Source organism: Halosolutus sp. YCN4 (assembly GCF_059736495.1).
The window spans coordinates 26212-51368 of sequence record NZ_JCASSM010000003.1 but is presented as its reverse complement, the minus strand read 5'-3'; the positions used below and the strand labels follow the sequence as shown (position 1 = coordinate 51368).

The following is a 25157-nucleotide window of genomic DNA, read 5'->3' as shown; positions in this document are numbered from 1 at the left end:
CTGGGTGGGCCGATCGTTCGGCTGCACAAGCTGGCGAACCGCGTACTCGTCACGCGAAGCGATTGTGCTCAGCCCGGTGGCGATCGTGATGCGGGGACCAGTCTGGGTTCTACTGACAGCCCGGCGTAGGCGGCCCTCTCAGTCGGCCGACGACGGCTCGGCGGACCCGTCGCGGCGCCGACGGGCAAGCGCCCAGACGAGCGCCGCCCCCAGGCCCGCGACGAGGGCCGGCCAGCGATCGCTGCTGAGATACAGGTTCGGCGCCGGGACGTGCGTGCCCGACAGCGGCCAGAGCACGGGGTAGGCATAGCCGGTCACGGTCAGTAACAGCACGTCGAGCGCGTGGTGGGAGACGGCCCCGAGCGCGAAGAGAACGATCGCCTGCCGGCGGTGGTCGGGCGCGACGAGCAGGGCGCCCAGGCCGACCACGAGGACCGAGCCGCCGAGGGTGTGGAGCGGCGTCCAGGCAAACGGCACGCCGAGCAGCGTTTCCACGGTGTCGTTCGGCAGCAGGAGTCTGATCTTGACGAAATCCGGCGAGAGCGCGCCGAGCATTACGAGGGGGACGGACTCGGGGCCGACCCGCTCGTCTGTAATCGTGAGCACCGTCCCGAGCATATAGCCCACGAGCACGTGGGTGAGGAGATCCGGCATCAGGGCTCACCCCGATCCGATGCCGATCGATTCGGCGGCGGCTCTTCCGCAGGGGGCTTCGGCTCGCTCGCCGTGGTATCGTCTCGGAGGGACCGCTGGCGGCCGCGGGGTGAAAGCGGAGTTTCGCGCGGCACGAACGCGAGGCGGGTCCGGTCGAACCGCCAGCGCCGGAGGAAACAGCCGAGCGCGAGACAGCCCCCGAAAAACGAAACGAGATACATGTACTGTGCCTCCCAGGGGGCCCGCGCAATCGCCCGGTCGGTCGCGAGCGTCGACGGCTCCTCGAGCGTGCCGAACGCGCGGACCTCATCACCCAGTTCGATCGGCTTGTCCGTGTTCTGGACGGACCCGGCGGCGTGGGCGAGCGTGAACCGTCGCGATCCGTCGTGATAGCGCGCTTCGATCACGATCGGCTCGGTCGCGACGACCTCGCCGTCGAGGACGACGCGTTCGCCGACGTACGTCTCGGGGGCCGGCCCGGCACTGTCGACGTCCGGATAATCGTTTAGCGATCGATCATACGCGGGGAGCGTGCCGGCCCAGAGCAGCAATCCAGCCAGGCCGACGACGAGCACCGCCGTGACGACGAGGCGGCCGCGCTGGCCGATCGGTTCGCTCGACGGCATTGCTCGAACCGAGTGGAAGCCGATCCATGAGGCTTCTGATATCGCAGGGGTGGCACCGCCGGCCGTCCATGGGTACTGGACTCGTGGCCCGACGCGAGGGGAAGCCGCGCGGTCGTCTGCCCGGCCGTCTCTCGGGCGGTACGCGACAAGCGAGCGCCTGTCCTGGCGAGCAGCCAGGCGCGAGCGGTCCGCCACGCCTACCCGAGCGACGGGCACAGTGTGCCTTGGTCCCGATAGGCCTATCCCGCCGCCGCCCACAGACACACTCGTACTTCGGCTGGAACCTACCAGCCACGATCGGCGATGTCACGCTACGACGACCTCTTCGATGCGGTCGCGACGGCCGACTCGGTGTTCGCTGCGAAGGGCGCGCTCGATCCCCTCGCGGATCCCGACGACGTCGTCCCCCGCCCCGCCCAGGAACAGGCGCTCGCCACGGTCCTCACCGGCGTCCACGAGGGCTACCTCCCGGCGACGGTCTCGATCTACGGCCCGCCGGGGACGGGCAAGACGCTCACCACGCGGCGGCTCTGTACGGCGTTCGCGGCGCGCCACGATGCCGTGGCCGTCGAATACGTCAACCTGAAGGAGTGTCGGACCATCTTCAGCGCCGCCAACGAGCTCCTCTACGCACTCACCGGGGAGAAGAAGGGCGCCTACGAGGGCCTGGACGGCGTGTTCGACGCGATCTGGACGGCCTTGGAGGACTACCCCGACTGGACCGTCTTCCTCCTGGACGAGATCGATCACCTCCGCCAGGACGTGAACTACGATCCGACCGACTTCTTCTACCGGCTGCTCCGTGGCGAGGGCAAACGTAAACGCGGCATCGACCTCTCGGTGTGGCTCGTGAGCAACGAGTTGCTCGAGGTCGATCTGCGCCTCGACAGCCGCGTCGAGAGCGCGATGAGCGACGAACAGGTCTTCTTCCCGCCGTACGACGCTGCTGATCTCGACGCAGTGCTCGCGCCGCGCCTCGAGCGGGCGTTCCGCGACGGCGCGCTCCCGGCCGAGGTCCAGCAGTACGGCGTCCGGGAAGCGGCCCGGCGCTGGGGTGACGCGCGCAAGGCACTGACCCTCTTCCGCCAGGCGGGCGAGACGGCCACCGAACGCGGGCTCGACCGGGTGACCCGCGAGTGCATCGATGCCAACCTCGAGACGACCGAGCGCGAGGCCACCATCGAGAAACTGCTCGCCCTGCCGGCCAACCACTTCGTCGTCCTGACGGCCATCACGGGCCGGGATCGGGCCGGCGAGATCAAACAGCCCGTGACGACCCGCGAGATCCACGCCCTCCTGCAGACCGACGCCTACCCCGCCGCCCTCCGCCTCGGCGAGCGCACCATCCAGACGGTCGTCACGGATCTCGAGACGATGGGGCTCGTCGAGACGTGGCTCGAGTCCCGCGGGCGCGACGGCCGCGTCAAGCAAATCGAGACGCCGTTCGACCCCCAGTGGGTCCGCGAGGCGATCGAACCGTACGCCACGGACTCGTCGTATCTCGCCACTGCGTTCGATAGTTAAGTCGGGTCGCGAACCCCGAGATGGCCGCATACCTCCGTTTTCGCTTCGATATTCGCAGAGATGGGCCGGCCCGACGACCACAGATGCTTTGGGTCCCGGCAAATTAAAGTGGGTTTCTCCCGAACCGATACGTATGAGCTGCCGCCGGCCGTCAACGGTCGCCCCCTGTCGCCACGTGAGCCCATGCCGGTGGGCCGGCGGCAGCTCTCACATCATCTATGGAATCGACTAACTCTTCTGCCGAACGCACCGACCGCGAGGACGTCCTTGCGCTCCTCGCCGACACCATCGAGGACACCCACACGCGGATCGCGGCCACCGAGGCCGAGACCGTCGAGGAACAGGAACTGCAGATCAAGTGGATCCGCGCGCTGGGCTACCTCGCGGGGCAGTACCGCAAGCTCCTGAAAGACGAGGACCTCGACGAGATGGCCACGGAACTCGACCTCCTCCGCCGGGCGGCCGACCTCGACGAGCGAGCGCCATGACGAAGCGCCAAGTCGAATCCGGCCTCGAGGAGTTGCGCCCGCAGCTCGCAGCCCTGCGTCACGCCGAGCGCCTCCAACTCGCGCTCGAGGCGGCTGCCGCCGACGAACCGACGCAACTCGATCGGCTGTTCGAGACCTGTCCGACCCGCAGCTCCCCCCGACTGGATCCCGCGTTCGAGCGCTGCTTCCGGCTGGCCACCGTCGAGGCGATGCAGGCGCTGTACGACCTCCAGAGGGTGTGGCTTCGGTTTTGGGGGGTCCACCAACGCTGGTGCCAACAGCGCCTCTGGGGGCTGTTGGCCGACGCGGAACCGCCCGAGCCCGTGCCGCTCCAGGTCAGCGAAGAGACGGTCGCCGACTGCTACGCGGACTGCGCAATCTACTACCAGGCGTACGACCGGCTCGCGACCGACGTGCTGGGCGTCGACCTGGCGACGTGGCTCGGGGCGTTCCATCCGCACGGGCCGCCGCTCGTTCGAACCTTGTCGGAGCACCTCGAGGCGTATCCCGGCTTCCGTGAGCGGGCGGAGGCCGCCCTGTGCGAGGCCACCGACGACGAGACAGCGCCACGCTCGATCGACGATATCGCCGATAAAGTCTATGCCGAGCGGGCCGCGACCTGGACCGAGTCGTGAGGTGGCGCCCACCGGCGGACGTGGGCACGAACGCCCGGCTGGCGGTCGGGCTGCGCGGCGGCACGTCCCAACGTGGCCCACTAGTGGGGCCAAACGGGCGGGCGTACGGCTCCGACGCCGGCCGGCCGGATCCGGTCGTCCTGCTCGCGTTCGGCCGGACGCCGCTCGACCAGCTGGTCGTCCGCGACGCGTGTGACGAGTCCGAGGCCCACATCGACGACGGCCGCGCCTGGCTCGCCGCCGGCGACCGGCCCGCGGGCCGCGTCTCCTGCGAGCACGACCCCGCTCCCGTCGACCCACTCCGGCGGGTGGGCGACGCCGCCGCGGAGGCGACGACGGCCCTCGACGCCGGGATCGCCGAGGTGTGCAAGCGCCTCGAGGCCGAGGGGAACCTCGGCGTGGCCAACCGGGCCAAAGTGATCCTGGCCGGGACGCCGGAGAGCGCTCACGTCTCGTGGGCGAGCGAGCAGTTGTCGGCCCCCGAATCGGACGCAGCCGAGAGCCCTGCGGTTGGGCTGTTGATCTCGAAGCGCTGCCAGCACCTGATCCGGGAGTTCCTCAGCGACACGAAAGAGCACGTCGGCAAAGCGGTCGCGCAGGATCACTGCCTCGACGCGCTGCGCTACGCCTGTATGGGCGTCGCCGGGCGGGAAGCCGGGCCGGCAAGCCTGTCCGGGCTTCACGGACGGGACGCGGCGCCGCCTACGCACGGGCTCGATCGGCGGCCAACGGGGAGTACCGCGGTGGCGAGCGCTTGTGCTCGCAAGGTAAGAGGAGACACGAAGCCCCAAGCGCTGCCCAAGAAAAATCCTCAATGGCAGTAGAATACTGAATTAGCTCTCGTCGCGTGGATCCTCGACGAATTCGTATAACCCTCCCTTATTTAATCGCCGAATCCATCCCGCATTGGTGAGATTTCGGAGAGCGTACTCAACTTGGCCCTTTTCGAGTTCCGTTTGTTCACGAAAGAACTGTGGATTTGCACGTCCCCATGGCTCATCGGTTTCTCTGCCTTCTTTAAACAGTTCGATGATGATTTCTTCTCGATCATTCGGCTCGTAGTTCCGATTAACCATTAGTGGCGTCTCTTGCATCACAGAACATAATACTACACCATATTCTAAACAATCAACTTAGTGTACAGCCAAGCATTTTGTTTAGCAAAATACTAAGTAGGAGGGCGAATTAGAACTGTATGAGAAGCGTGGATCGCCGCAGAACCGCTGTGGCTCGGTGCTGGCACACCGAACCGCGCTTCTCAGGAGGAGAAGCAATGCCAACTAAAGACTATCACGTAAAGAATGAATTGGTGCAGGTTCTGACGGGTCATCCCGTCGGGCCCGAACCCGATACCGCTTTTTGCATCGGCTGTGGGGCGCCACTGCACGAGACCGACATCGTGTTTGCGTACGCGTACCGCGCTGCTGACTCCGGGCAGTGGGACGTTCCACGAGTGTTCTGTCACGGCTGCGCGCCAGATCGAATTCGGTCGCCAACGCTAGGTACAGTGGAATTCCTCGTGGGTGGCCGCCTCGGGACGATCACGTTCCCGACGTCACGCAGCCATCGGTTGTGTCTCACAGAATTAGCGGCCCGCGCTCACAGTCCAGCGGAGGAGGGCTGCTCGCCATGACCACCGACCTCCCAATGGCCGATCTTACAGACGTCTATGTTCGGCTCGAGTGTGACCTGCTCGTCGTGGGTGGGTCGATCTTGACCGATCGCCACCATGCGTCGAATACGAACTACGAGGCCGACGATCCGCAGAACCAGATCGGCGGCATCATTCCTGCCTATCCGCTCTCGGGCTGGCTCCGCCACGGCATGGAGCGGGTCGTCCAACAGCACGGCCACACGGCCTGTCATCCCGGCGAGTCGAACGCGAACTTCATGAAGGCAGATGTGTACGAGCGTGATCTTGAAGCCGGGTACCACGAGAAGGGTGCGTGCGTCGATAACCCGAAAGGCGATGACGGCTGTGTCATCTTCGATCTGTTCGGCGGCTTCGAGGGGATTCCCGGGAAACTGATGCGCCGCCCGATCAAGTTCTCGCCCGTCCGATCGAGCGTGGAGTACCCGCGTGGTGAGGCTGAGGCCCATTATCGGCGGGTGAACAGGAACGTTGTCTCGCGCAACCCCGGAGACAAGCGCGAGCCGCTCCGGAACGTCGAACTGGATGCGGTCGCCAATCTGGACGGCTGCTGGCACCTCTCGTTTCGAACGCTGAAACCGGAGTTCCTCGGGCTGTTAATCGAGACCGTCGAGTTTCTCGACGCTCACAACACGGAGTATATGCACCAGCTCGGCGGGTCTCGCAACTTCGGGGCCGGGATCGTCGACTGCGAACTCCTCAATCCGCTCTACGACGACCGCGAACTTAACCGGGTCTTCGATCGTGGGAAGGGCACAACGGACACGATGACCCAGAAAGACGCCGAGTGGACCGAGACCTACCGACCAGCCGCCGAAGAGGCGCTTCAGGAACGACTCGAGAATCATCCGGAGGACGGTGAAGGATGATCGAGATCTACCGTCACGATGCGCATAAACTGACCGGACAGGCCCACGAACACGCCGATGCGACGTTTGCGGGCGTGCCGGTCAACCGGCCGGTCCCCCACGGCGCAGATCACGATGCGGCGCGCATGAGTCGACCACCCGGTACGCCGGCGCCGACGATCGCCAATCACACGTCGCCGCACCGACTGTCGCTGCTGACTGGTGAACCCGCGATCGAGGCGACCGATATCTCGGACTGGCGGCTCTCCGACGCTGTGCGCGACCTCCTGACGGAAACGGACCCGACCGCGATGCACACTGCGTGGCTCACGAGCGACGTCGCGGCGCTGTTCAACGAGTCGGTCTACTACCCGTACACCTCGCTGAAGTATCACACCCTGCTCGTGGCCGCGCTGGTGGCCAACTACCAGCAGGGACACGACTTCAGTGACCTCCAGTTCGTGGTCGATCCAGCGGCTGAGATCGTCCCCCACCGCACGATTTTCGCCGGCGAGCGCTTCGCGTTGCGCCTCGATGCGGAACCTGGGCCACAGCCGGCCGCTTCGATCGGCACGCAGCCGTCGCGGTCGTGGGCCGCAACGTGGAGCCGCTTGCCGGCACACCCGCTCGCCGTCGACGACGAGAAGTTCGAGATGGTGTTGGATGCGAATCTGCGCCGCGTCCGGGCGTGGTCGACCGGGTTACAGTATCTCGAGGAGTTTCAGGAGGCGTTCAAACGGTGACGCGGATTCAGCAGGTTCATTGGAAGTTGGAGATGGATTACATCGGCCATCCGTACTACGTGAGTGGAAACGCCATCCTGCATGCGCTTGGCCAGCATCTCCCACACGACGTCTATCACCAGCTCCATGCGAGCCACGGCGTCTTCGTCCCCGGCCAGTTCGGAACATTCCCCGATGAACACTCTCAAAACGGCACTCGGCCGTACCTCGGAGGTGGGCTTCCAGACGTCGAGTCCTATGACGATCTGTTCCTGATGCGACAGCCATTACACTCGTGGTTGCTCGATTCCCGGCCGCGAGGCGCGCTGAACACCCACGGCATCCGTATCCAGAACGGCCATCCGGCGCTGGCCCACGAGACGATCATAGGGAAGCCCGAGGAGGCCCAGAAACAGCAGCAGACCACGAAGTGGTACATCACCGCCTACTTCCATGCCGACCGTGATGACGTCCTCCCAGTCGACGAAAGCGCCCTCGATGGCCTCCAGTTCGGCGGACAGCGCAACTACGGCTACGGCATCACCCGCCTGAAAGACACGCAGGTCGTCGATCTCGAGGCACTGGACTACTCGCGGCTGGAAGATGGCGAGAGGTATCGCCTCGAACTTGTGACGCCGTTCGTGCTGGAGTCGGAGTATCCGAACGCCCACGGCCAAGACGTTCCGTGGTGGTGGGCGGAAGACCGCGTCGAACTCCGGGAACGCGAGGAGAAGATACTGGAGCAACGCGAGGAGTACCGACTCCAAACGATAGATCACGGGCAAGTGATGGGGTATGCGGGCGATCGACCGGTGGAGACTGCGAAGAGCGGTCTCCTCCGGATTGGCAGTCACTCGAAGTACGGGTTCGGCGAACTGCGAGTGAAACCCCTCGAGCCACCGGACGAGGAGACCTGTTCGAGAGAGTAATAGAAAACTGCCATACACAGTCAACTGAATAAAGATGATCGTACTAAGAACAAGAAATAACACTGTTCTGCTTGATCGGCGAGAGTCTCCCACTCGAATTCTTCTGCTTAAGTTTCGGGTTAGTTTTTAGCCGCTCACCGTCGAGTGATTCTTACGAGTCCTTCCAAGTGCCGTCGATTGCACGGTGATACGCCTCCTCTGCCTGTTTAGTGACGGTATCCCAGTCGAATTGTTGTGCTCGGGTCATGGGATCTGTGGACGGTCGTTCTCCTGCGAGAGCACGCTCGACAACACCAGCGACAGCGTCGACAGTTGGCGATGCCAGGAAGCCGGCGTCCCCGATCACTTCAGAGGCGGCGGACTCGCGACGCTCCGCCGCGATGACGGTACAGTCTGCGGCCATCGTCTTCGCGAATGTAATGTCAAATCCCTCGCGAGTGGACGCGAGGCAAAGTGTTCATCTGCTTGCCGGACACTTAGTGATCGGAACGTTTCTGTCAGAAGTTCGTGACGGAAACCGGACGGCCAGTCATAACGACTTCGTCAGGCGTCGGGCCGGGACGAGACCGCGATGAGCCGCCCGACGAGGCGCCGGAGTGGCGCCAACCCCGGATAGCCGTCTCGCCGCCAGCAGACGAGCACCAGCCTCGCAAACCCGATCTCCGAGACTACGTAGAATATTCCCAACGGTGGGTGGTGCCCGCTGTCCACCGTCGGAACCGTGACCGGAACCAGCGGCCAGAAGAGGAACCGCGTGCTCGAGTACGGCGCCCACAGCAGCGTCACGATATCGAGCAAGCTGTGTGAGAACGCAACGATCCCGAAAGCAACCGCGTAGTCAACGCGGTCGTATCGAAGTACGAAAAAAGAGTCCGAGCGAAACCGGAATCAGGAACGGGAGCGAGTGTGCGAGCGCCCGTCCCGTCGGGAGAATTCCTAGGTACCACGCCAATGGTTTGTCGATGAGATCGGGGACTTGGCTCGCGGAGAGAACGGCGAATACCGGGCCGTGCGCTGCCGGTGTGTCAGTACGGAAGCGGGAGCAAAGACGGTAGCAGAGATACGCGAGCGCGAGATGGCCGAGTGGGCACGTGACCCGTTCAAAGAATGCTCTCAAGTTCATCAAATTACGCCGGGTAGAACTCGCTGAGCAGGTCTACGAGCGTCATTCCAAATTAACTCCACGACCTATTCGTTCCTCAAACCGAATTAGCTAGACGGTGCCGCGTATACCGAGTGGCGTGCTGATCAGAAACACGAGTTCGAAGAACTTCTTGCTGCACCGCCCCGGGCCACATGACTGATCGAGCAATACTTGCAGGACGGGATAATGTCGTAGATCTGGCCATTGTTCGTTATTTTCAGCCGTAAAAGGTTTAAACACATGGAAAAGGTCGGGTTATACGGTAATTCAAAGGGCGTAATTCACCCGAATCTCAAACGTATGCCTTGGGTGACGACCACGGCTGAATATTCCAAACGTGCGAACCTGACGACAGAGTCGAAATTAGGAGGAACAGTCGGCTAAGGAGTAACTTTAATCGCTCGGTTATATCTGGGGCGGCAGAATCTTTTCCAGGGGGTATACTAAGTACAACCTCAGTTGTGAAGATCTCTGGATCGTTTTGAAATTCGTCGCTGGATAAGATTACATATCAATTCCTCATAATCGTCGAGAATGGTTTGCGGTGCAAAATCATACGCCCGCTCGAGTAATTTCTCCCAATCGACCGGATCCGACAGAGCGTGCTCGATACCTTCGCTTACGTGATTCGTGTCCCTTTCGACGAGAGTTCCGTATGTCCCGTTATCCAGTATTTCGACCGGTCCGCTCGAATTATTCGTCGAGACGACCGGACAACCGGCCGCCATCGCTTCTATTAGGACGTTTCCGAAGCCCTCGTAGGTCGACGTGAGAACGAACGCATCCGCATTTCTCATGTATTTGTATGGGTTGTCGACGTGACCGGGTAACTCGGCGACATCTTCGAGCCCATACGTCTCAATCTTCGATTCGAGCGATTTTCGTTCGTTGCCTTCCCCGAGTATGACCAATCTGGTTTTCTCGTTTTCACGATAGACTTCTCTGAAAGCCTCAATAAGCAGCGAGAAGTTTTTCACTGATTCAAGCCGACCTGCCCCGAGGATAACTCGAACATCTTCATCATTGAACCAGGCGTGATCGAGTGGTTCCGACGCCTGCTGTACTATCGATTCGATTTCCAGCGGGTTGTGGATCTTTTTCAGTTTCTCTTTCGACACACCTGCCGTCGCGTGAACGCTACGAGCTACGCCTTCCGAAACACAGACCACCGCATCGGATCGATTATACAGGACCTTGGAGAGAGACAAATTTATTCTATCTTTTAAATTGTCGGCCCGGTTGTACCAAGTGTGTTCAGTCACGGCGACAGGGGGTCGGTGTCTGGCAGTCTTTCCAGCTAGTATGGAGATCACGTTTCCGTGCGTACGCTGAGAGAGAACCACGTCCGGCCGTTCCCGATTTAAGTATTGTCGATATTCTGAAACACTTCTCAGGGATCCGATCACGGGCCATACGTCGTCTCTGAGAAAGACGATATTGACTGATTCAGAAACGTCATCAAAGAGTTCTCCGATCCGCATCGGCAGAACGAGATCGACATCGTGACCCCTGTTTGAAAGCCCGTTTGCCAGATTTATCGTGACGCGTTGAGCACCGCCTAGATTGAGATCAGGCGAAAAAATCGCGACGTGATAACTCATTCTACTTATTCACTCGAAAGCGAACCGTTTTATGGTTTTGGACATTTATCCGACTATATGTACTCAGCAATTGTAAGTGCGGTTAATCATCCTGACCCGTACAATCCGTATATGGGTCTCTTCAATTTTCGTTCGATACGGGCTGTTGGGAACAGCGGTGTCGACCTCGATGTCGTATCTCCTCGGCCGTTCGCTCCACCTTTCGGTCCGTACTCGGAGTTCGGAAACATCCCCTCCGAGTATACCTATAACTCCCATACCGTACATTATCCTCGGTTCGCATACCTGATCCCCCAGAAGATCTTTCGATATACCCTTTCTGCTCGCTCGATATCTAGCCGACTACCCAAATTTCTAAAGGAAAATTTCGACGAACCAGAGATCCTCCACGCCGGCCATATTCACTACGACGGGTATGCGCTTCTCCCCTATGCGAGGGAGCACAATATCCCCTTCACGGTGATGGGGCGCGGAAAGATTCTCAATAACTACGATTCCCTGTCTCGGATCGCTCGGGCGAAAGTCGATACCGTTCTTGAGGAATCTTCGCACATATTCTGTGTTAGCGATTCGCTCGCTGAAATCGCGAGCGATATCGTCGACAGTTCCAAAGTTAGCACGCTTGCAAACGGAGCTAATCCCGACTGGTATCCCACAGATCGACGGGACGAAATCCGCGATGAATTAGAGATCAACGAAGACGAAACTGTCATTCTCTTCTGTGGAGGGTTTACCGAACGGAAAGGGATCCACGAGATCATTGCGGCTCTTGACGATATCAAGAGCGAGGAGGTACGGTTCGTCTTCGTGGGTCACTACGGTGAACTCCGAGATGAACTACTTGAGGGCCTAAAAGACAGTCATCACGACTCATACAGCGTCCTCTGGAACGTCCCTCCATTAGCACTCCGACGATGGTACACGGCTGCCGATATCCTAATGTTGCCCAGTCACGCTGAAGGCCGACCAAACGTAGTCTACGAAGCGATGGCGAGTGGGACTGCTGTCGTCGGTACTGAAGTGTCTGGGATACCCGAACAGGTCAACGACGGTGAGACAGGAATCCTCATTCCACCGAAAGATCCGCGGTCACTTTCACGTGCTCTGAACGAATTGATTGTTAATGATAGCGAGAGAAAACGAATGGGTGAGAACGGATTGGCGAGACTTTGTGAAAAGGGGTGGACTTGGAGTGCACACGCTGATAAGATGATGAATATACATTCGTCGATAATCGACGAAACATAATACAATTATATATTTATCATGTCAGATTGGAGAGTTTATGTATTAATAACATATAACTTCAGATCGAAAAAGTCTATCTTGATAGGGGTTACTGTACTCTCATTAATCTAGATAATTAGCATTGTCTTTAGCATTGTCTAGTACAGCACCAAGGTATAGGTCATCTTTCTTTGTAGTTATACCTACTATGATTCTATTCTTTTTTATGTGGAATTTTCCAATATCGTCCTGCCAATAGGTTATGTGATATATAGTTGAAATCAAATTTTGGTTATTCCCACTTTACATTTTCGCGGATAACCTCTGCTGGAGTCCCTGCAACAAGTGTATTTGGGGGCACATTATGAACAACAGTACTGTTACTTGCTACAACTGAACCCTCCCCTATGGTTACCCCCTTTCCCACAGACACATCATGACCGATCCAGACCTTGTCCTTGATTTCGATCGGTGCTGTCTTCTCCTGCTTAACTCCATCAATAATTAACTGATGGCGGTCTGATTCAAGCATTTCGAATTTCCAGGCAATCGCACAATTGTCTCCAATGATGATGCTATCCTCGCAGATAATCCGCGAATGCGAATTCACATATGAATTGCCCATCGAGAAATCCCCCCTCGACATGAAGCACAGAACATGGGCTGATCCGAGCAGCTCCTTCGGATGAGGGGACGGTCACTGATGCACTAGAATCAACCGACAGTTTTGACCGGCCAAGGTTGATATGGGTCGCTCCTTTCTCAATTGAACCGAACATGAAATATGAAGAGATATCAAATGACGATTTGCTTGAAATTTCAGTTATTGTATGTGGTCCAAGTATTAGTTGATGGGAGGGTTAGTGTGACAAAACGAGTGATATATCGATTTGAAAATACAACGTATCCCAATGCGTCTGCAAATGCTAATAGCCGTCCTATTCATATCATTAACTGCAAATCCAGATATGATAGCTCTTTTCTTACTATATCTGATTCACTACTGTGTCGTCGGATGTTCAGTTTGATTCATGTAAATAACCCCTTCTCCGCTGGAATACGTTTGATGATACGATCTCTTATATTCCTCTTCAGGATCCCAAGTTAGTCGATACGCCGGTGCTTCCAGAAACAGCGATCCAGCATCGTAGACATCAACAGTCGGACGGTATAGGACATACTTCCCGTCTATAATTTCTCCATTCAAGTGTTTATTATCTGCTAGTTGGTAGGACGGATGTCTTTGCTCTTCAGGAAGCCCCTCTGGTGTACCCACCAGCGTCGTTAGAAAGTCTGAATAGACCTCTCCATCGGCATGCGAACTCGCGAATTCAACTGTTTGACCCTCAGCGGCAGTTAGGTAGTCTCGAGGATAATTGCTGTAGTCAGGAGCAGCTGCTGGAGCCCCAAGAGAGGAGACAAGAAGGACAGTTACCACTCCTATTATCAAGATTGGTTGCGGTACTCGGATGGTTCTCCGTTCATAACATACGCTGATCGCTACCATAATAAGAGCAACCAAAATAACACCGCCATACTCCATGGCCCTCTTGAATCCAAACTCACCAACAACCATTCCAAGGATTCCGAGCGACACGATGCCGGCCGCTGTTCCTAACAGGACAATGTGTTCGCGTTTAGGATGATGAGTTAGGAGAATGAGCCATGCAACCCCGGCGATCGCCATCAGGATAAGGGCATAACCGACACTATGGAGACTCATATACAAAGGATCCATTGGGGGAACAGCTGCCGTCGGTGACATCTGCTCTATTCCTTCGGTATCGTTGAAGAACGCCATTATACGGTACACTATACTAACGATATAACCGGTACTCGTCATCTGAGCGTATAGAAAGACGCTGCTCAGAATGCCCGCCCCAATCATTGCCGAAACCACTCGGTTGGGGATTTTGTTGCGGTACGAGAACAGAATCGTGAGCGGAATAATATACGCTAGCGCCGCAATGACAACAATGAGTGCGAGTTTATGCGTTGCTGCGAGCGCAATTAGTAAAAGGGTACCCAGGACATAATGTCGTAGATCAAACTCGCCAACGTAGTCCACCATGACATAGATGAAAGTCACGAAATAAATTGCGGCGAGCGACTGAGCAATGGGCCAGTAACCGGTACGAATCGAAGCTGCAATGAACCCGCTCGCAATTGCCGCTGCGAGCGCCGAACTAAGGGCACGTCTCGTGACACATCGATTGACGATCACACCTCCCCATAAAGCAGTTCCGACACCGATGATGATTGACATCAAGACAAATGCGGTTGAGGCCTTGTAGCCGATTACCTGTGACCCAATTGCGCTGAGTATAAGATATAAAGGAGCTTCAATATAGAATCCTGGCGCTGAACTGTTTTCTAACGCATTTGATTCAAGTATTTGTTCCAGCCAGATAGCGAAATCGTGCGTGTCTATCCCTACAAGAGTTGCTGGGAACGTATAGGTATAAGCGCGGTACAGGACAGCAAAAGTCACGACTGTCCCAAGCAAGATAACAAATGAGCGCCGATCGAGATTGAACACGAGCGTAGTCGCGATAGCAGCCAGTCCTCCCCCTGTCCCGACGATAATCCAGGGATATAGTGAACCCGTCTTTGTTGTAGCAACGATGCCCAAGCTAAAGAGGAGAAAGGCAACGCTTACTGCGGCTTTCACCATGCGCATTATCAGCAAATATAGATTGCAGCAGTAGTATACCCTTCGATGTTTTAACACTCGCTATGCTACGTATCCCAGGTCCTCCAGTCGTTCTTTCATGTCTTCTGAAATCTCCCCTTTAGCTTTTCCCGCAAGGTTCGAATATTCGTCTTCCCACTTACGTAGTTTGTCTTCAAATTCTTCGACAATATGAGGATGCTCCTCTGAGATGTCCACTTCTTCGTTACCGACCTTGAACAATTCCTGTCGATCCTTGCTCTGGAGATATCTGTAGTCATGATCTCGAAGGGATCTGACCGTTGTTTGGTGGAACCTGGAGATGTCAAAGTGTGGGTTTATAGATTGTAACCGATCCAGTTGATCCTGCCCATTTTCTCCGCCTCGTTCTGAAACTGCCACATCTCGTGTCTCTTCTCGGAGGACTAGGCCTTGAAGTTGCGAAGTGTCTGCCCTGATTTGACTAAGGAGTGTTTGAATGATGTCGACCGGTTGTACAATTTCGTCTGTTTGGTGGGCAATGTCCTTGATTCCATGGGTAACCAATGGGACGTGTGTCAACTCGTCATGAACGAGGAATTTGTGAGCCAGCAGGCCTTCTTTGCCGAACAATTCCCCGTGATCGGAGACGATGACAAAGACCGTATCGCGGTCGCTTTCGAGGGTTTGAACAAAATCGAATACCTCTCCGATACACTGGTCAATATGTTTGATTTCTCCGTCATAAGCAGCACGAAGTGCCACCAACTCTTCTTCCGACAGATCACAGCCGTTTGCGATCGTTTCATATAGTGTGTCGGATGTTCTGATGGATATTTCGCGAGCCTCTTCCGCAGATATAGACATCCTGTCCGTCATCTCTTCCAGATAAGGAAGCGGAGGAGTGTAGGGATGGTGCGAATCCGGGTAGTGAGCGTATAAGAAGAGCGGTGAATCAGAGTCCGTGCTAGAGTTGATCTTCTGGTTGATTGCTGATGTCATCATATAGGCTGCCCCATGGTGGGTTTGCTGTAACGAGAGGCCTCCGCCTCGAGACCGAATATTAAAAATATATTTTATGAAGGCGCGCGGTCCAAGGTCTTTGAAGATAGTCTTTGGTTGGAAAAAGATATAATCATCGAACCCGCGATCCATTCCTCGCTCAGGACCAAGTTGTGGATTTGAGTTTATTGCAGCAGTCTGGTAACCTATACTTGACAAAAGTTCTGCAACAGTGTTAAGATTATCCGGAACACACTCATTGACGAGTCCTACACCATGGCGAGAAGGGAACGTACCCGTAAGCATTGATGCGCTTGATGAGGCTGTAAAAGTCCCATGGGAGAAACAGTGTTCAAAGTTCAATCCAGTATCTGTGCCTGCAATCCGCTCCAGTTCAGGGGTCGTTCGCCGATGGTAGCCGTGAAGTGATGTATGGTCTGCCCGGATACTTTCTAAGGTAATCCAGACGATATTTGGTCGGGGACTGACAGTAGGCATGATAGCTGGTTATTAATAGGGGGACTTCTATTTACCGCATCTATGTCCGGTTGAGGGTTAGAACACGAAGACGGCGTTCCAGTGATGAGGCTATCTTCAGAAACTGCGTAGGGAGATGTTGTGATATCTGAACTCTCCCCATCACTCATACGACGTCGATTGAATTCCCTCTTTCCAGATTACCGAAGGTAACGCGCGGGATACTATTAAGCGTGACCTGAAGATCAATATCACGATGCTCGTCTGGACGCTTTTTTTGGGCTCTGCCATAGATGGCAAAGATCGCTCTGTTGCCGCGTTTCAGCGGACGTATCAAGCAATAACGAACCAGATCGTCGTGCGCTCCAGTTCTACGAGCGCTTTACGCTACAACTCCGTGATCTCTTGTGCGACATCATCACGCAGGCGTCTGAAAAGGTCGCGGTTCCTAACACCATCGCACCACAACTTGGTCAGTTCCGCGATACGCTGGTCGCCGATGCAACCATCTTCAGGTAGCGTCGTCTCCTCGCGGAGTTTCCAGCAACCCAATTGACTCATCCAGCGTACAGCTGTGCGCCGTCTATAACCTCACCAAATAGACAATCACACAGTTCAACCTCACCGACGAACGAATCCACGAGAGCAGCCAGTTCCGGACGGGGAACTGGCTGCGGGGACGGCTGTTCCTATTCGGTCTCGACTTCTACATCTATCGTCGCTTCGCGTTGATCGACGAGAACGACGGCTGCTTTGTCAGCCAATTGAAAACAAATTTCAATCCACTGATCACGGCAGAGCAACGGAACTGGTGCGGCCGCGCCACTCTCTTGAAAAAATCTCGTCTACATAGGCTTTTTCCACGGCTGTCGCGGACGATCATCGATGTAACTGCCAAGTTCACATTCGATCAACGGACGTACAGAGATCAGCAATTGAGAGTATCAAGTCTAGTTATTTTGAACCATTACACTTTATAGGATGCGCGGGTCTTTTGATAGATATAGTATGAATCAGAATGTTTTTGTTCTCACAGCAGATTCATTAAATTACAAATACTTTAGTAATGCCGCCGAAATGATAGCCGACGAAGTTGATGGCGTGAATTACACTCAAGCGATTGCTGGTGCACCGAAGACGAAGTCCGCAATGCCAGTTCTCTCGTCGGGAGTCTATGCCGATGAACTGCCCGCAGTCGGCCTCCCGTCATCGTCTGAATATCAAACCCTGGCAGAGACACTGCAGAGAGAGGGCTATCAGACGGCGATGTGGTCTGACAACTATCTCTTTGGTGAGGAATACAATTACGATCGAGGTTTCGGAGGCGGTGATCAGGGTGGAAAATCCTTCAAGAAGGAAGTGGGTCGGAAGATCAAAAACAGCCCGCTTGAGCCGGCTTTCGATGGCATCGAGAAACTATATTTCTCCGTCTACAAGCCTCTAGTCGGTTCTCTTTCCTCCGAAGAGACGCTCTATCGGCAGGCAGAAGAACTTCATAACGATGCACTCTCCTGGCTGGAGAGTGCGGATGACGAACCCACGCTTATCTGGATTCACTATATGGACACTCACCACCCATATGAGCCACCAAGCGAATATTTGGAGGCTGAGTCCTTTAATACGGTCTCGGGAAGGTCTGAAATCGGCCAGTTCACCCGTTCTGCGATCAAATCCAACGGGGATGGACTGAGTGTAGATCAGATTGAAGACGTCGCTACCGCCTACGAGGCGTCATGCCGTTACCTACGAGACGAAGTCATGCGATTTATAAGGGAAATAAAAAGTCAAAAGTACTTTGTCCCGGACCGCGACGTATTAGCCTTCACGGCTGATCACGGGGAATGTCTCTCTCCTGAGACGTATGGAATGATGGGGCATCATCCTCCGGCCTTCTGGGACGATATTTTGAACGTTCCTCTGATCATCGCCAGACCCGATTGGCCAGCGGAGACCCTCAACGATCAGGTCAGTCTGATCGATTTCATGCCCACGATTCTCGAGAGCGTAGGTGCGCCAGCGCCTGACACCGCGAGCGGTGAGGGTGGGTCTCAACCGGAGGATCTCTTTCGCGAATATGCAGTGTCGGTTTCTGTTGCAGACACGATTTACCGGTCCATTCGAGACGATTCTGGACGGAAGATTTCCGGGGTTCGAAATCCGGATCGCAGTCGAAATATCCATCTGTCTAATGAGAAAGGAAAGGTGGAAAAAGGAGGCATCATTTCGACGTTTGAAGAGGGGGAACAAGTCGAACTACCCACGGACGATTCTGGGTGGCAAAAGCTATTAGATGTCAGTAGTGACTACGGAGGACCGCTCGAGGACTCCGATATCGACGTAGAGGGGAGCGTGGATAAAGAGCATCTCCGCGATCTGGGCTATCTGGGATAGAGATAGTAGTACGATTATTCTATAGTTCCAGCTATACGGTTTTCGACGTCACTCGATATAACCGAGTTGTTTCAGTCTATCGCTCACACTCGTATCAATAGTGGATTCATTATTCTCGAACTTCGTCTCGTCAACATCAGGATTGTGAGAGACGCCCGTGATCTCAGCCCACGGGACGACTCGGATACTCGGATGCGGTGGAAGGCCATGCCCGAATACACCGAGTTCACCGAGCGCTTCACCGTGATCCCCCATGATGACTACTTTCTCGAAGTCTGTATTGTGGAGGAGATAACAGACGCTGTCCAGTGCTCGCTCTAAGTTAGAATCGTACATTTCTAAGAGTTCATCACGAGAGATGTTTCCACTTCGGACCTGCGACCAGACTTCTCCGCCACCGATCGCACCCCCACGAAGTCTCTGAGCGATATTCTCGCGATCGGTCAGTGCTTTTTTATCCCCAATAAAAGGGGCGTGAGGCTGAAAGTAGTGAACTACCATCTGGGACGTAGAATCGGCCTGCTCCAGTGCTTTCGCTGTCACCGGTTCGGGGGGACATACGCCCAAATCCTCGTCCCAGTCTGTCCGCCAGACTTCGATGATCTCTTCGATGTGATCAACGGGGCGGTATCCGTCGTATCTTTGCTTCAATTGCTCTCCCGTGGCGGAGATACCTTGCAGCTTGAGGTCTGAATCGAAGTCAAACTCGTCTGCCGTAATCGGTGCCGCCCCGGTTACGTACGTGATTTCGTGGTAGTCCGGCCAGTTTTCGCGAACGTATTCGAAAGTAGTGTAGCCGGCTGAGGAGATCGGTTCGAGATTACCGGTGAAGTACTCGTCGAAGACCTCGGCGAACCGATCGTACCGACACGCGTCGAGGATGATTAGTAACCAATCGTCGTTCCCTTCCAGTCTTCTCACGTAATTTGTTTGCTCCGGAAGTCCTCGAACTCGGTACTGAGTGAGCGGATAGCCGAAGGTATTACCTAAGATAGCACCTTTCAAATAGGTGAAGGCCTTACCTGGATCACTTATCGCTTCTTTTATTTTCGACTCGTATGCATTCATTGTTATCAGATGTATGTTATTGTAGCTGATTTGCTTTCTGTTCATCCGCAGATCAAATCTTGTAGCCGAGAGCCTCGAGATGTTCGTCTATGTCGTCTCCCCTGTCATCCGTCTCAGAAAATGGCTCATCTGCGGAGTTGATTTCTCGTGATCCTGAAGTATAGATGTGCCACGGGACCTTGACCAACTCATCTACGTAAATCCCCCCTGGGTGCCCGTAATCCCGTACCGGGATTGGAGACTGCATTTCGCCGAGTAACTCACCATGATCGGCTGTGACAACCGTTCTCCCTGGTATTCCCTCCAATAACCGTTCTACTTGATCTAGTACGAGCTCAAGGTTCTCTTGATACGCTTCGTATAATTCCTTCTCGGTTATGCCGTTCTCACTGACAGTTTCCGGGAGGGCAGCCCCGTGTTTGATCCAGTCACCTTTTTCTCCCAAATACGGCTGATGGGGCTGCATGTAGTGAACGATCAATCGTTTGTTCGGATGCTCTTCGTGTGCTTCTAGAGCCTGTTTTGTTACCGTACTCGGACGTGAGGTCAATCCCTCCGCTGCGTCGCGGTCGGTATAAATAAACCGAAAGAGTTCGGCATTGATATCATCTTTGAGTCGCTGAAACCAGCCGTTGGCGGAAACGTAGACGGTATCGAGTAAGTCCTTATTTTTAAAATTAGCAGAAATGACTTCTCTGCTGGTACTACCGAGTGATATGGCATGATGAGTCTCGCCCGGGATGTCGGCCACGCGCTCAAAAGTATCGTATCGACAAGCGTCCAAAATGATCAACGTATCCCAATCCCGTTCAAGAAAGTTGATTCCCTCTGGATTTTTATCGAGGGTATATCCTCTGCTGTAGAACAATCGATTTCCCTCTACGAGGAGACGTCGCGGGTTATTTATTACCACCTGTGCTTTCTCCAGCAGTGACATAGTCCACAACTAATCTGAATCCATTTAAGCCTTCAGTTCATGATTCGCCTTTAAATCATTCAATAGTCGAGCAATGACCCGACTATCTGTTTTAGATGGTTTATTTCGAGGGCGCCAGTAAGCAATGATCCGATCATGGAAAGTCCAGCACCAAACGCTATAACAGCGAACAGTGTGAAAATATTGTCTATATGTCCAGATAGAAGATAGATTGGCATGGACATGAATATAGTAACAACAATAATTTTCGCCATATGATTCGAAAGATCGATAAGATCTAAATCAAACTCGGATCTGACGATGTGGAACACGACGGTCGTGTAAATAAAGAAGGTGAGCACGGTAGCGATAGCAGCACCGACTACACCGAATTGAATGACCATAATCACTGTCAGAATGGCGTTCAGCACGGCTGTGATCGATTTTGTTATTGCGCGGATCTTGGCTCGACCGAGAAAGTCCAACCCGTTACTAGTAACATGGGTAATAGACCGAAGAATAATGTAGACTGAAAAAACTTGTAATACGGGAACCGCCCCGAGATACTCTTCCCCAAAGATTATCAGAATACTCGGTTCTGCAAGGAGAAAGAGTCCTGCTGCCGCTGGGAAATATATCAAGAGGGAGTTCAAGAGAGATGCCCTATAAATACTAGCTGCTTCGGATACGTCACCGCTCGCCTTTTTGCTCCCTAATGTCGGAGAGATTGCAAATCCAAGGGCGGATATCGGAATGCTAATGAACTGCATCAATTGTTTCCCCAGAGAATAAAATCCTACTGCTGCAGGGGTTAATAAGAATCCGACGATAAGCACGTCAACCTGTTTTTCCAGCCTGTCAGCAGAGTTGGTTAGCGTAACTGGGACCGAATATTCAGCGATTCGTCTTCGCAGGTTTGCATCAATCGTATCTGATTTCGTATATTTGCGGTAGTAGTTAAAGTAGAGGTATCCGAGACCAAAGGCAGAAGAACAGAAATACCCGATAACGTATCCGACTATTGCACCAGTAGCGCCATACCCAAACAAAATGAGCGTGATGATTGCTCCAAACTTGATTACCCGTTCGGATACTCTTACTAGTGCTGCATGATTAATATCTTCCAAACCCTGGAAGATAGTCCTAGAGTAGTCCATTAAGGTATATAAAATTATGAATGGAGGACCGAATACGAACAAGTCGGATAATCTCGGTTCCTCTAAGAAGTTTGCTATCGTGGAGTCGCCCAAGAAAAAAATCCCGCCGACTACAAGAGAAGTTAGAATATTCAGTACTAATGAATAGTGGATTATATGTGGTATTTGACTGGGGTCTTTCTCCTTATACTCGGATATATATCGTGCTGCGGATTTCGCGATCCCAAATCGGCTAAAGATTGATGCAATATTGAAACACGTTATAGCAAGGAATAGTATTCCGTAGCCGTCGGGATTGAGTAGTCGTGCTAGAATAACTGTCAGGAGGCTCCCGACACCCATTGCGATTACTCTAGCTCCGAATTCCGCTCTAAATCGACTACCTATACTTTTTATATCCATATTTAATATTAAATATATTTGTAGTATTATAATTTATTATATAGTAATTTCTGTATATATCGGAGTATGAATATTAGCAGATACTTCGATCATAGGACGATACTCCTCTTTTCCATATTGGTAGAAAAATGGACTCCGTATCCATTTCTGACGGTCCACTCCCGAAAAATTGAACTCTGCCACTTTTTTCCCTTTCCGATACGTTTTGAATCCGCCATCATCGGTTTCACTAATGGTTATCGTAGGATGGAAGTGATATCGAACTGTAACCGTGTCATCAATAGGTGCATCAACAATGTCTGTTATCTTCCATCCTGTTTGAGTCATTCCAATCTCTCGATTGTGTTTGTATTCTTTTCCTAAAACTGATTCTTTTTTATAAGATGCTTGAATTCTCGAATTTCTTTTATTAGTTTCTACTGAAGTACGTTTGCCCATTAAATAGCTACCGCCAATGTCGATCGGTTCTGTATCGTTAAACTGAACTGTATTATGTGCTTCAACACTACGCGCGTAATTTCGTCGGCGATTATTAGCATAATCATACACTCCTGTATCTGTGAGGAGTTGGTTCTCGTCAACCCAGAGTAATATACTTAGCTGGTCATTATGTGAGTGTGCAGGTAAATGTGATGGACCAACATCACCGACATCTATGAGAAGTGTACTCCTCTTTGAACTCATTTTCCAGAATCCAGATCCCTCTGGACAATTGAGTGAAATTTGTGTGGGGGTGAGCGAGCAATTCTTTCCATACGAAAGACAGGCCTTCGCCCCGATCTGCTCATTTTCTACAGAGTCGTTCAATAGCGGGAATTCATCGGCTGGCCCTTTGATTTCGGTGAGAAAACCTAACGCACGTTCTGCGGCGTCACGGATTGGACCAATTGACGAACTTCGATCCGAAAGTAGATTCAACGCCGTTATAAACCGACGGAGAACCATTATATGATACATCGGACTCCGTTCGAAGTGCCCACCATCGGCCAGAAACTGGGTCTCGCTGGCGTGATCGAGCACCTCCAATCCAGTCTCGGCCCAACCGGTGTCGTGGTCCTCGAAGAGCACGCCGGCCATCACGAGCGCGATCGCGTTCTCGATCAGGTGGTTGCCGCCCACCTCAAACTCGATGTGGTTCTCGAGGAAGAGCGCATTTTTGTAGATTTGGCGGTACAGGCGGTTATCGACGGGAAGATCCGCCTGGTCACACCAGGCTGCGTAGCGACTCCAATGGAGGATGCGCAGTGAGACGGAGTGCGGGATCCACGATCGGCGAAGGTACTTGCGGTCCCCAATCGGATTATCAGCGGTCCAAGAGAGGAGCCACCGCTGGAACCGCGTGTGGACGTCTTCGATTTCGGTAGGGTCGCCGAACCCGAGCACGGCCCACTCGAGGAACTCAAACGACTGGAGTTTCAGCCGCCAGAGTAACGGGTACGCATCGAGTTGCTCGTGCTCCCAATCGATCTCATCCCCAAACTCGATCGACCGATTGAGAAACGTGATTCGTCCGTCTGAAGCCTCCTGAACGAGGTTCCGATACCGATCGCGTTCTGACTCATCCAGACTCTTTCTGAGTCGATCGGAGTTGTCCGCGATCGGTTGTGTCGTGACGACGAGCGTGTTCGGAACCCGTTGCTCGTACCGCCGATCGAAATCGATCGGTAACCGCGGAATCACAGCGTGGCGGGCCTTCCGTTCGGCGATACCTGCCAACTGTCTCGGCTTCATGTTCTTGGCCGTATGATAGAACAGCGGCCAGTTCGACGGGTCTGCAAAGAACGATAACCGCCCTTTTGATTGTGAGTCATCGTCCGGCTGGCTCACGCTGCTCTCACCTCGTCTAACGTCCTGCTTAATCGGCCCGCAACCACGCCACGATCGTAGTGTTCGATCATGTGTTCTCGCCCGTTCTTCCCGAGTTCCGCACGGGTCTCCCCATCCTCAAGCAGCGACTCGAACGTCGCCGCGATCGCATCGGGATCGTTCTCGACGTGGTAGCCCCCACCCGAGGTCTCGATGAGCGATTCCAACTCACCGATACCCGTAGCGACGACCGGCAGCTCGTAGGACATGTACTCGTACGCTTTCGTCGGCACCGCGTATTCGAGCGAGTCGTCCGATTTGAGCGGCGCAATCCCAATCATCGCCTCGTCGAGGATCGCCGGCACCTCCTCGCGCGGGACTAACCCGGTGAACTCGACGGTTCCGTTCAGGTTCTCCTCACGCGCGATCGCCTCGAGGTCCCCTTTGATGTCGCCGTCACCAACGATCTTCAGCGTCGCCTCCGGATGCTCGAGACGGGACATCGCGCGAACACACGACTTGAGGTCCTGTGCATGGCCGACGTTCCCGGTGTAGACGATCGTGGGCTCCGAGTCCGACCCCGTCGGCTCGAACTCGTTTGTATCAACCCCGTTCGGGAGATGCACGATCTTCTCGCGATCGAGCCCATAGCGGTCGGCGACCCGATCACCGAGGATGGACGTCGTTACCGTGATGCGATCGGCAGTCGACAACACCAGACGCTCGTACCGCCGGCTGAGTCGTTCGGCGAGGCCACCTTCTTTGATGAATCCCAATCCGACCGAGGCATCGATCCAGAGGTCACGCACGTCGACGAGCCACGGTGTGCGACCGATGAGGCCGAACGGCAATCCAGCGAGCCCCGTAAAGATCGGCGGCGACGACGTGATGATGGCGTCGACATCCCGGTGATGAACGAGCAACCAGAGCAGTGCGTGTAGCGGAAAGAGGATGTAGTACGCCATTCGACTCACGAACCCAGGGTCCTCGGCCGTCGGCTGCCAGGCCCACAGATTATGGACCGTCACCCCGTCGTTGTCTCGCGTCCGCTTTCGCTCCCAACTGCGGTCGAACTGCCCGTGTGGGAACGCCGGTGGTGGTGCGAGCACCGTTACATCCCAGCCTTCGGTCGTGAGATGTTTCGCGGTGTCGTGGACACGCGAGGCGTTCCCGGATTTATCCGGTGGGTAGTGCTGGGAGACGATCACGACCGAGTCGGAATCCGCGTTCGAACTCATC

General features: G+C 54.7%; 24 protein-coding genes. 10 read left to right on the top strand and 14 right to left on the bottom strand.

Features of this window, described 5'->3' with window-relative positions; genetic code table 11:
• Window positions 1-138: 138 nt before the first annotated feature.
• Complete coding sequence (locus AC6I6X_RS10890) at window positions 139-654, bottom strand: metal-dependent hydrolase (RefSeq protein ID WP_497930550.1); 516 nt, start codon at window positions 652-654, stop codon at window positions 139-141.
• Window positions 654-1280 (bottom strand): OB-like fold-containing membrane protein, encoded by a 627-nt coding sequence (locus AC6I6X_RS10885; protein WP_497930549.1) that lies wholly within the window; start codon window positions 1278-1280, stop codon window positions 654-656. The genes AC6I6X_RS10890 and AC6I6X_RS10885 overlap by 1 nt, the downstream gene beginning before the upstream one ends.
• 303 nt (window positions 1281-1583) lie before the next feature.
• Between AC6I6X_RS10885 and AC6I6X_RS10880 the strand changes: the two genes are divergently transcribed.
• The 4 genes from AC6I6X_RS10880 to AC6I6X_RS10865 all read left to right on the top strand — a co-directional run bounded on the left by AC6I6X_RS10880 (window position 1584) and on the right by AC6I6X_RS10865 (window position 4751).
• Window positions 1584-2804 carry a Cdc6/Cdc18 family protein gene (locus AC6I6X_RS10880; RefSeq protein WP_497930548.1) on the top strand — a complete coding sequence of 407 codons (1221 nt, stop codon included), beginning with the start codon at window positions 1584-1586 and terminating at the stop codon, window positions 2802-2804.
• Window positions 2805-3022: 218 nt separating this feature from the next.
• Window positions 3023-3292: a DUF8136 domain-containing protein gene (locus AC6I6X_RS10875; protein WP_497930547.1), complete on the top strand. Its 270-nt coding sequence runs from the start codon at window positions 3023-3025 to the stop codon at window positions 3290-3292.
• Complete coding sequence (locus AC6I6X_RS10870; RefSeq protein WP_497930546.1) at window positions 3289-3927, top strand: hypothetical protein; 639 nt, start codon at window positions 3289-3291, stop codon at window positions 3925-3927. Before AC6I6X_RS10875 ends, AC6I6X_RS10870 begins: the two co-directional genes overlap by 4 nt.
• Window positions 3928-4010: 83 nt before the next feature.
• Complete coding sequence (locus AC6I6X_RS10865) at window positions 4011-4751, top strand: hypothetical protein (RefSeq protein WP_497930545.1); 741 nt, start codon at window positions 4011-4013, stop codon at window positions 4749-4751.
• Between the two features lie 9 nt (window positions 4752-4760).
• On the opposite strand, the gene AC6I6X_RS10860 is transcribed toward AC6I6X_RS10865, so the two are convergent.
• Window positions 4761-5003: a MarR family transcriptional regulator gene (locus AC6I6X_RS10860; protein WP_497931279.1), complete on the bottom strand. Its 243-nt coding sequence runs from the start codon at window positions 5001-5003 to the stop codon at window positions 4761-4763.
• A 119-nt stretch (window positions 5004-5122) separates the two neighbouring features.
• Between AC6I6X_RS10860 and AC6I6X_RS10855 the strand changes: the two genes are divergently transcribed.
• From AC6I6X_RS10855 to AC6I6X_RS10840, 4 genes are read left to right on the top strand one after another with little or no spacing between them, the layout of a single operon-like run.
• On the top strand, window positions 5123-5560 hold the full coding sequence (locus AC6I6X_RS10855) for a DUF8112 family protein (RefSeq protein WP_497930544.1): 438 nt from the start codon (window positions 5123-5125) through the stop codon (window positions 5558-5560).
• Window positions 5557-6447, top strand: a complete 891-nt coding sequence (locus tag AC6I6X_RS10850) for a hypothetical protein (RefSeq protein WP_497930543.1) — start codon at window positions 5557-5559, stop codon at window positions 6445-6447. Before AC6I6X_RS10855 ends, AC6I6X_RS10850 begins: the two co-directional genes overlap by 4 nt.
• Window positions 6444-7169, top strand: a complete 726-nt coding sequence (locus AC6I6X_RS10845) for a DUF8168 family protein (protein WP_497930542.1) — start codon at window positions 6444-6446, stop codon at window positions 7167-7169. The genes AC6I6X_RS10850 and AC6I6X_RS10845 overlap by 4 nt, the downstream gene beginning before the upstream one ends.
• Window positions 7166-8077: a hypothetical protein gene (locus tag AC6I6X_RS10840; protein WP_497930541.1), complete on the top strand. Its 912-nt coding sequence runs from the start codon at window positions 7166-7168 to the stop codon at window positions 8075-8077. Before AC6I6X_RS10845 ends, AC6I6X_RS10840 begins: the two co-directional genes overlap by 4 nt.
• A 151-nt stretch (window positions 8078-8228) precedes the next feature.
• On the opposite strand, the gene AC6I6X_RS10835 is transcribed toward AC6I6X_RS10840, so the two are convergent.
• The 3 genes from AC6I6X_RS10835 to AC6I6X_RS10825 form a co-directional block, all read right to left on the bottom strand.
• Entirely contained in the window at window positions 8229-8480 is a 252-nt protein-coding gene (locus AC6I6X_RS10835; RefSeq protein ID WP_497930540.1) for a hypothetical protein, read from the bottom strand.
• A 140-nt stretch (window positions 8481-8620) separates the two neighbouring features.
• Window positions 8621-8875 (bottom strand): hypothetical protein, encoded by a 255-nt coding sequence (locus AC6I6X_RS10830; protein WP_497930539.1) that lies wholly within the window; start codon window positions 8873-8875, stop codon window positions 8621-8623.
• An 801-nt stretch (window positions 8876-9676) separates the two neighbouring features.
• Complete coding sequence (locus tag AC6I6X_RS10825) at window positions 9677-10822, bottom strand: glycosyltransferase (protein ID WP_497930538.1); 1146 nt, start codon at window positions 10820-10822, stop codon at window positions 9677-9679.
• Between the two features lie 57 nt (window positions 10823-10879).
• Between AC6I6X_RS10825 and AC6I6X_RS10820 the strand changes: the two genes are divergently transcribed.
• On the top strand, window positions 10880-12070 hold the full coding sequence (locus AC6I6X_RS10820) for a glycosyltransferase family 4 protein (protein ID WP_497930537.1): 1191 nt from the start codon (window positions 10880-10882) through the stop codon (window positions 12068-12070).
• Between the two features lie 271 nt (window positions 12071-12341).
• On the opposite strand, the gene AC6I6X_RS10815 is transcribed toward AC6I6X_RS10820, so the two are convergent.
• The 3 genes from AC6I6X_RS10815 to AC6I6X_RS10805 all read right to left on the bottom strand — a co-directional run bounded on the left by AC6I6X_RS10815 (window position 12342) and on the right by AC6I6X_RS10805 (window position 16199).
• Window positions 12342-12581 (bottom strand): acyltransferase, encoded by a 240-nt coding sequence (locus AC6I6X_RS10815; protein WP_497930536.1) that lies wholly within the window; start codon window positions 12579-12581, stop codon window positions 12342-12344.
• Window positions 12582-13049: 468 nt separating this feature from the next.
• Window positions 13050-14729 (bottom strand): hypothetical protein, encoded by a 1680-nt coding sequence (locus AC6I6X_RS10810; RefSeq protein WP_497930535.1) that lies wholly within the window; start codon window positions 14727-14729, stop codon window positions 13050-13052.
• A gap of 54 nt (window positions 14730-14783) precedes the next feature.
• Window positions 14784-16199 carry a sulfatase family protein gene (locus tag AC6I6X_RS10805; protein WP_497930534.1) on the bottom strand — a complete coding sequence of 472 codons (1416 nt, stop codon included), beginning with the start codon at window positions 16197-16199 and terminating at the stop codon, window positions 14784-14786.
• Between the two features lie 987 nt (window positions 16200-17186).
• Between AC6I6X_RS10805 and AC6I6X_RS10800 the strand changes: the two genes are divergently transcribed.
• Window positions 17187-18569 carry a sulfatase-like hydrolase/transferase gene (locus AC6I6X_RS10800; RefSeq protein ID WP_497930533.1) on the top strand — a complete coding sequence of 461 codons (1383 nt, stop codon included), beginning with the start codon at window positions 17187-17189 and terminating at the stop codon, window positions 18567-18569.
• 48 nt (window positions 18570-18617) lie between these two features.
• Here the strand turns inward: AC6I6X_RS10800 and AC6I6X_RS10795 are convergent, their stop codons facing one another.
• The 5 genes from AC6I6X_RS10795 to AC6I6X_RS10775 are packed head-to-tail and all read right to left on the bottom strand — an operon-like array spanning window position 18618 to window position 25156.
• The gene (locus AC6I6X_RS10795; RefSeq protein ID WP_497930532.1) at window positions 18618-19637 is read right to left on the bottom strand and encodes a hypothetical protein; all 1020 of its coding nucleotides are present in this window, start codon (window positions 19635-19637) and stop codon (window positions 18618-18620) included.
• A 52-nt stretch (window positions 19638-19689) separates the two neighbouring features.
• On the bottom strand, window positions 19690-20574 hold the full coding sequence (locus tag AC6I6X_RS10790; protein ID WP_497930531.1) for an alkaline phosphatase family protein: 885 nt from the start codon (window positions 20572-20574) through the stop codon (window positions 19690-19692).
• Between the two features lie 59 nt (window positions 20575-20633).
• A complete protein-coding gene (locus AC6I6X_RS10785; protein WP_497930530.1) occupies window positions 20634-22112 on the bottom strand; it encodes a flippase in 1479 nt (492 codons plus the stop codon).
• A gap of 36 nt (window positions 22113-22148) precedes the next feature.
• Entirely contained in the window at window positions 22149-23939 is a 1791-nt protein-coding gene (locus tag AC6I6X_RS10780) for a heparinase II/III domain-containing protein (RefSeq protein ID WP_497930529.1), read from the bottom strand.
• On the bottom strand, window positions 23936-25156 hold the full coding sequence (locus AC6I6X_RS10775) for a glycosyltransferase family 4 protein (RefSeq protein WP_497930528.1): 1221 nt from the start codon (window positions 25154-25156) through the stop codon (window positions 23936-23938). The genes AC6I6X_RS10780 and AC6I6X_RS10775 overlap by 4 nt, the downstream gene beginning before the upstream one ends.
• Window position 25157 lies beyond the last annotated feature (1 nt).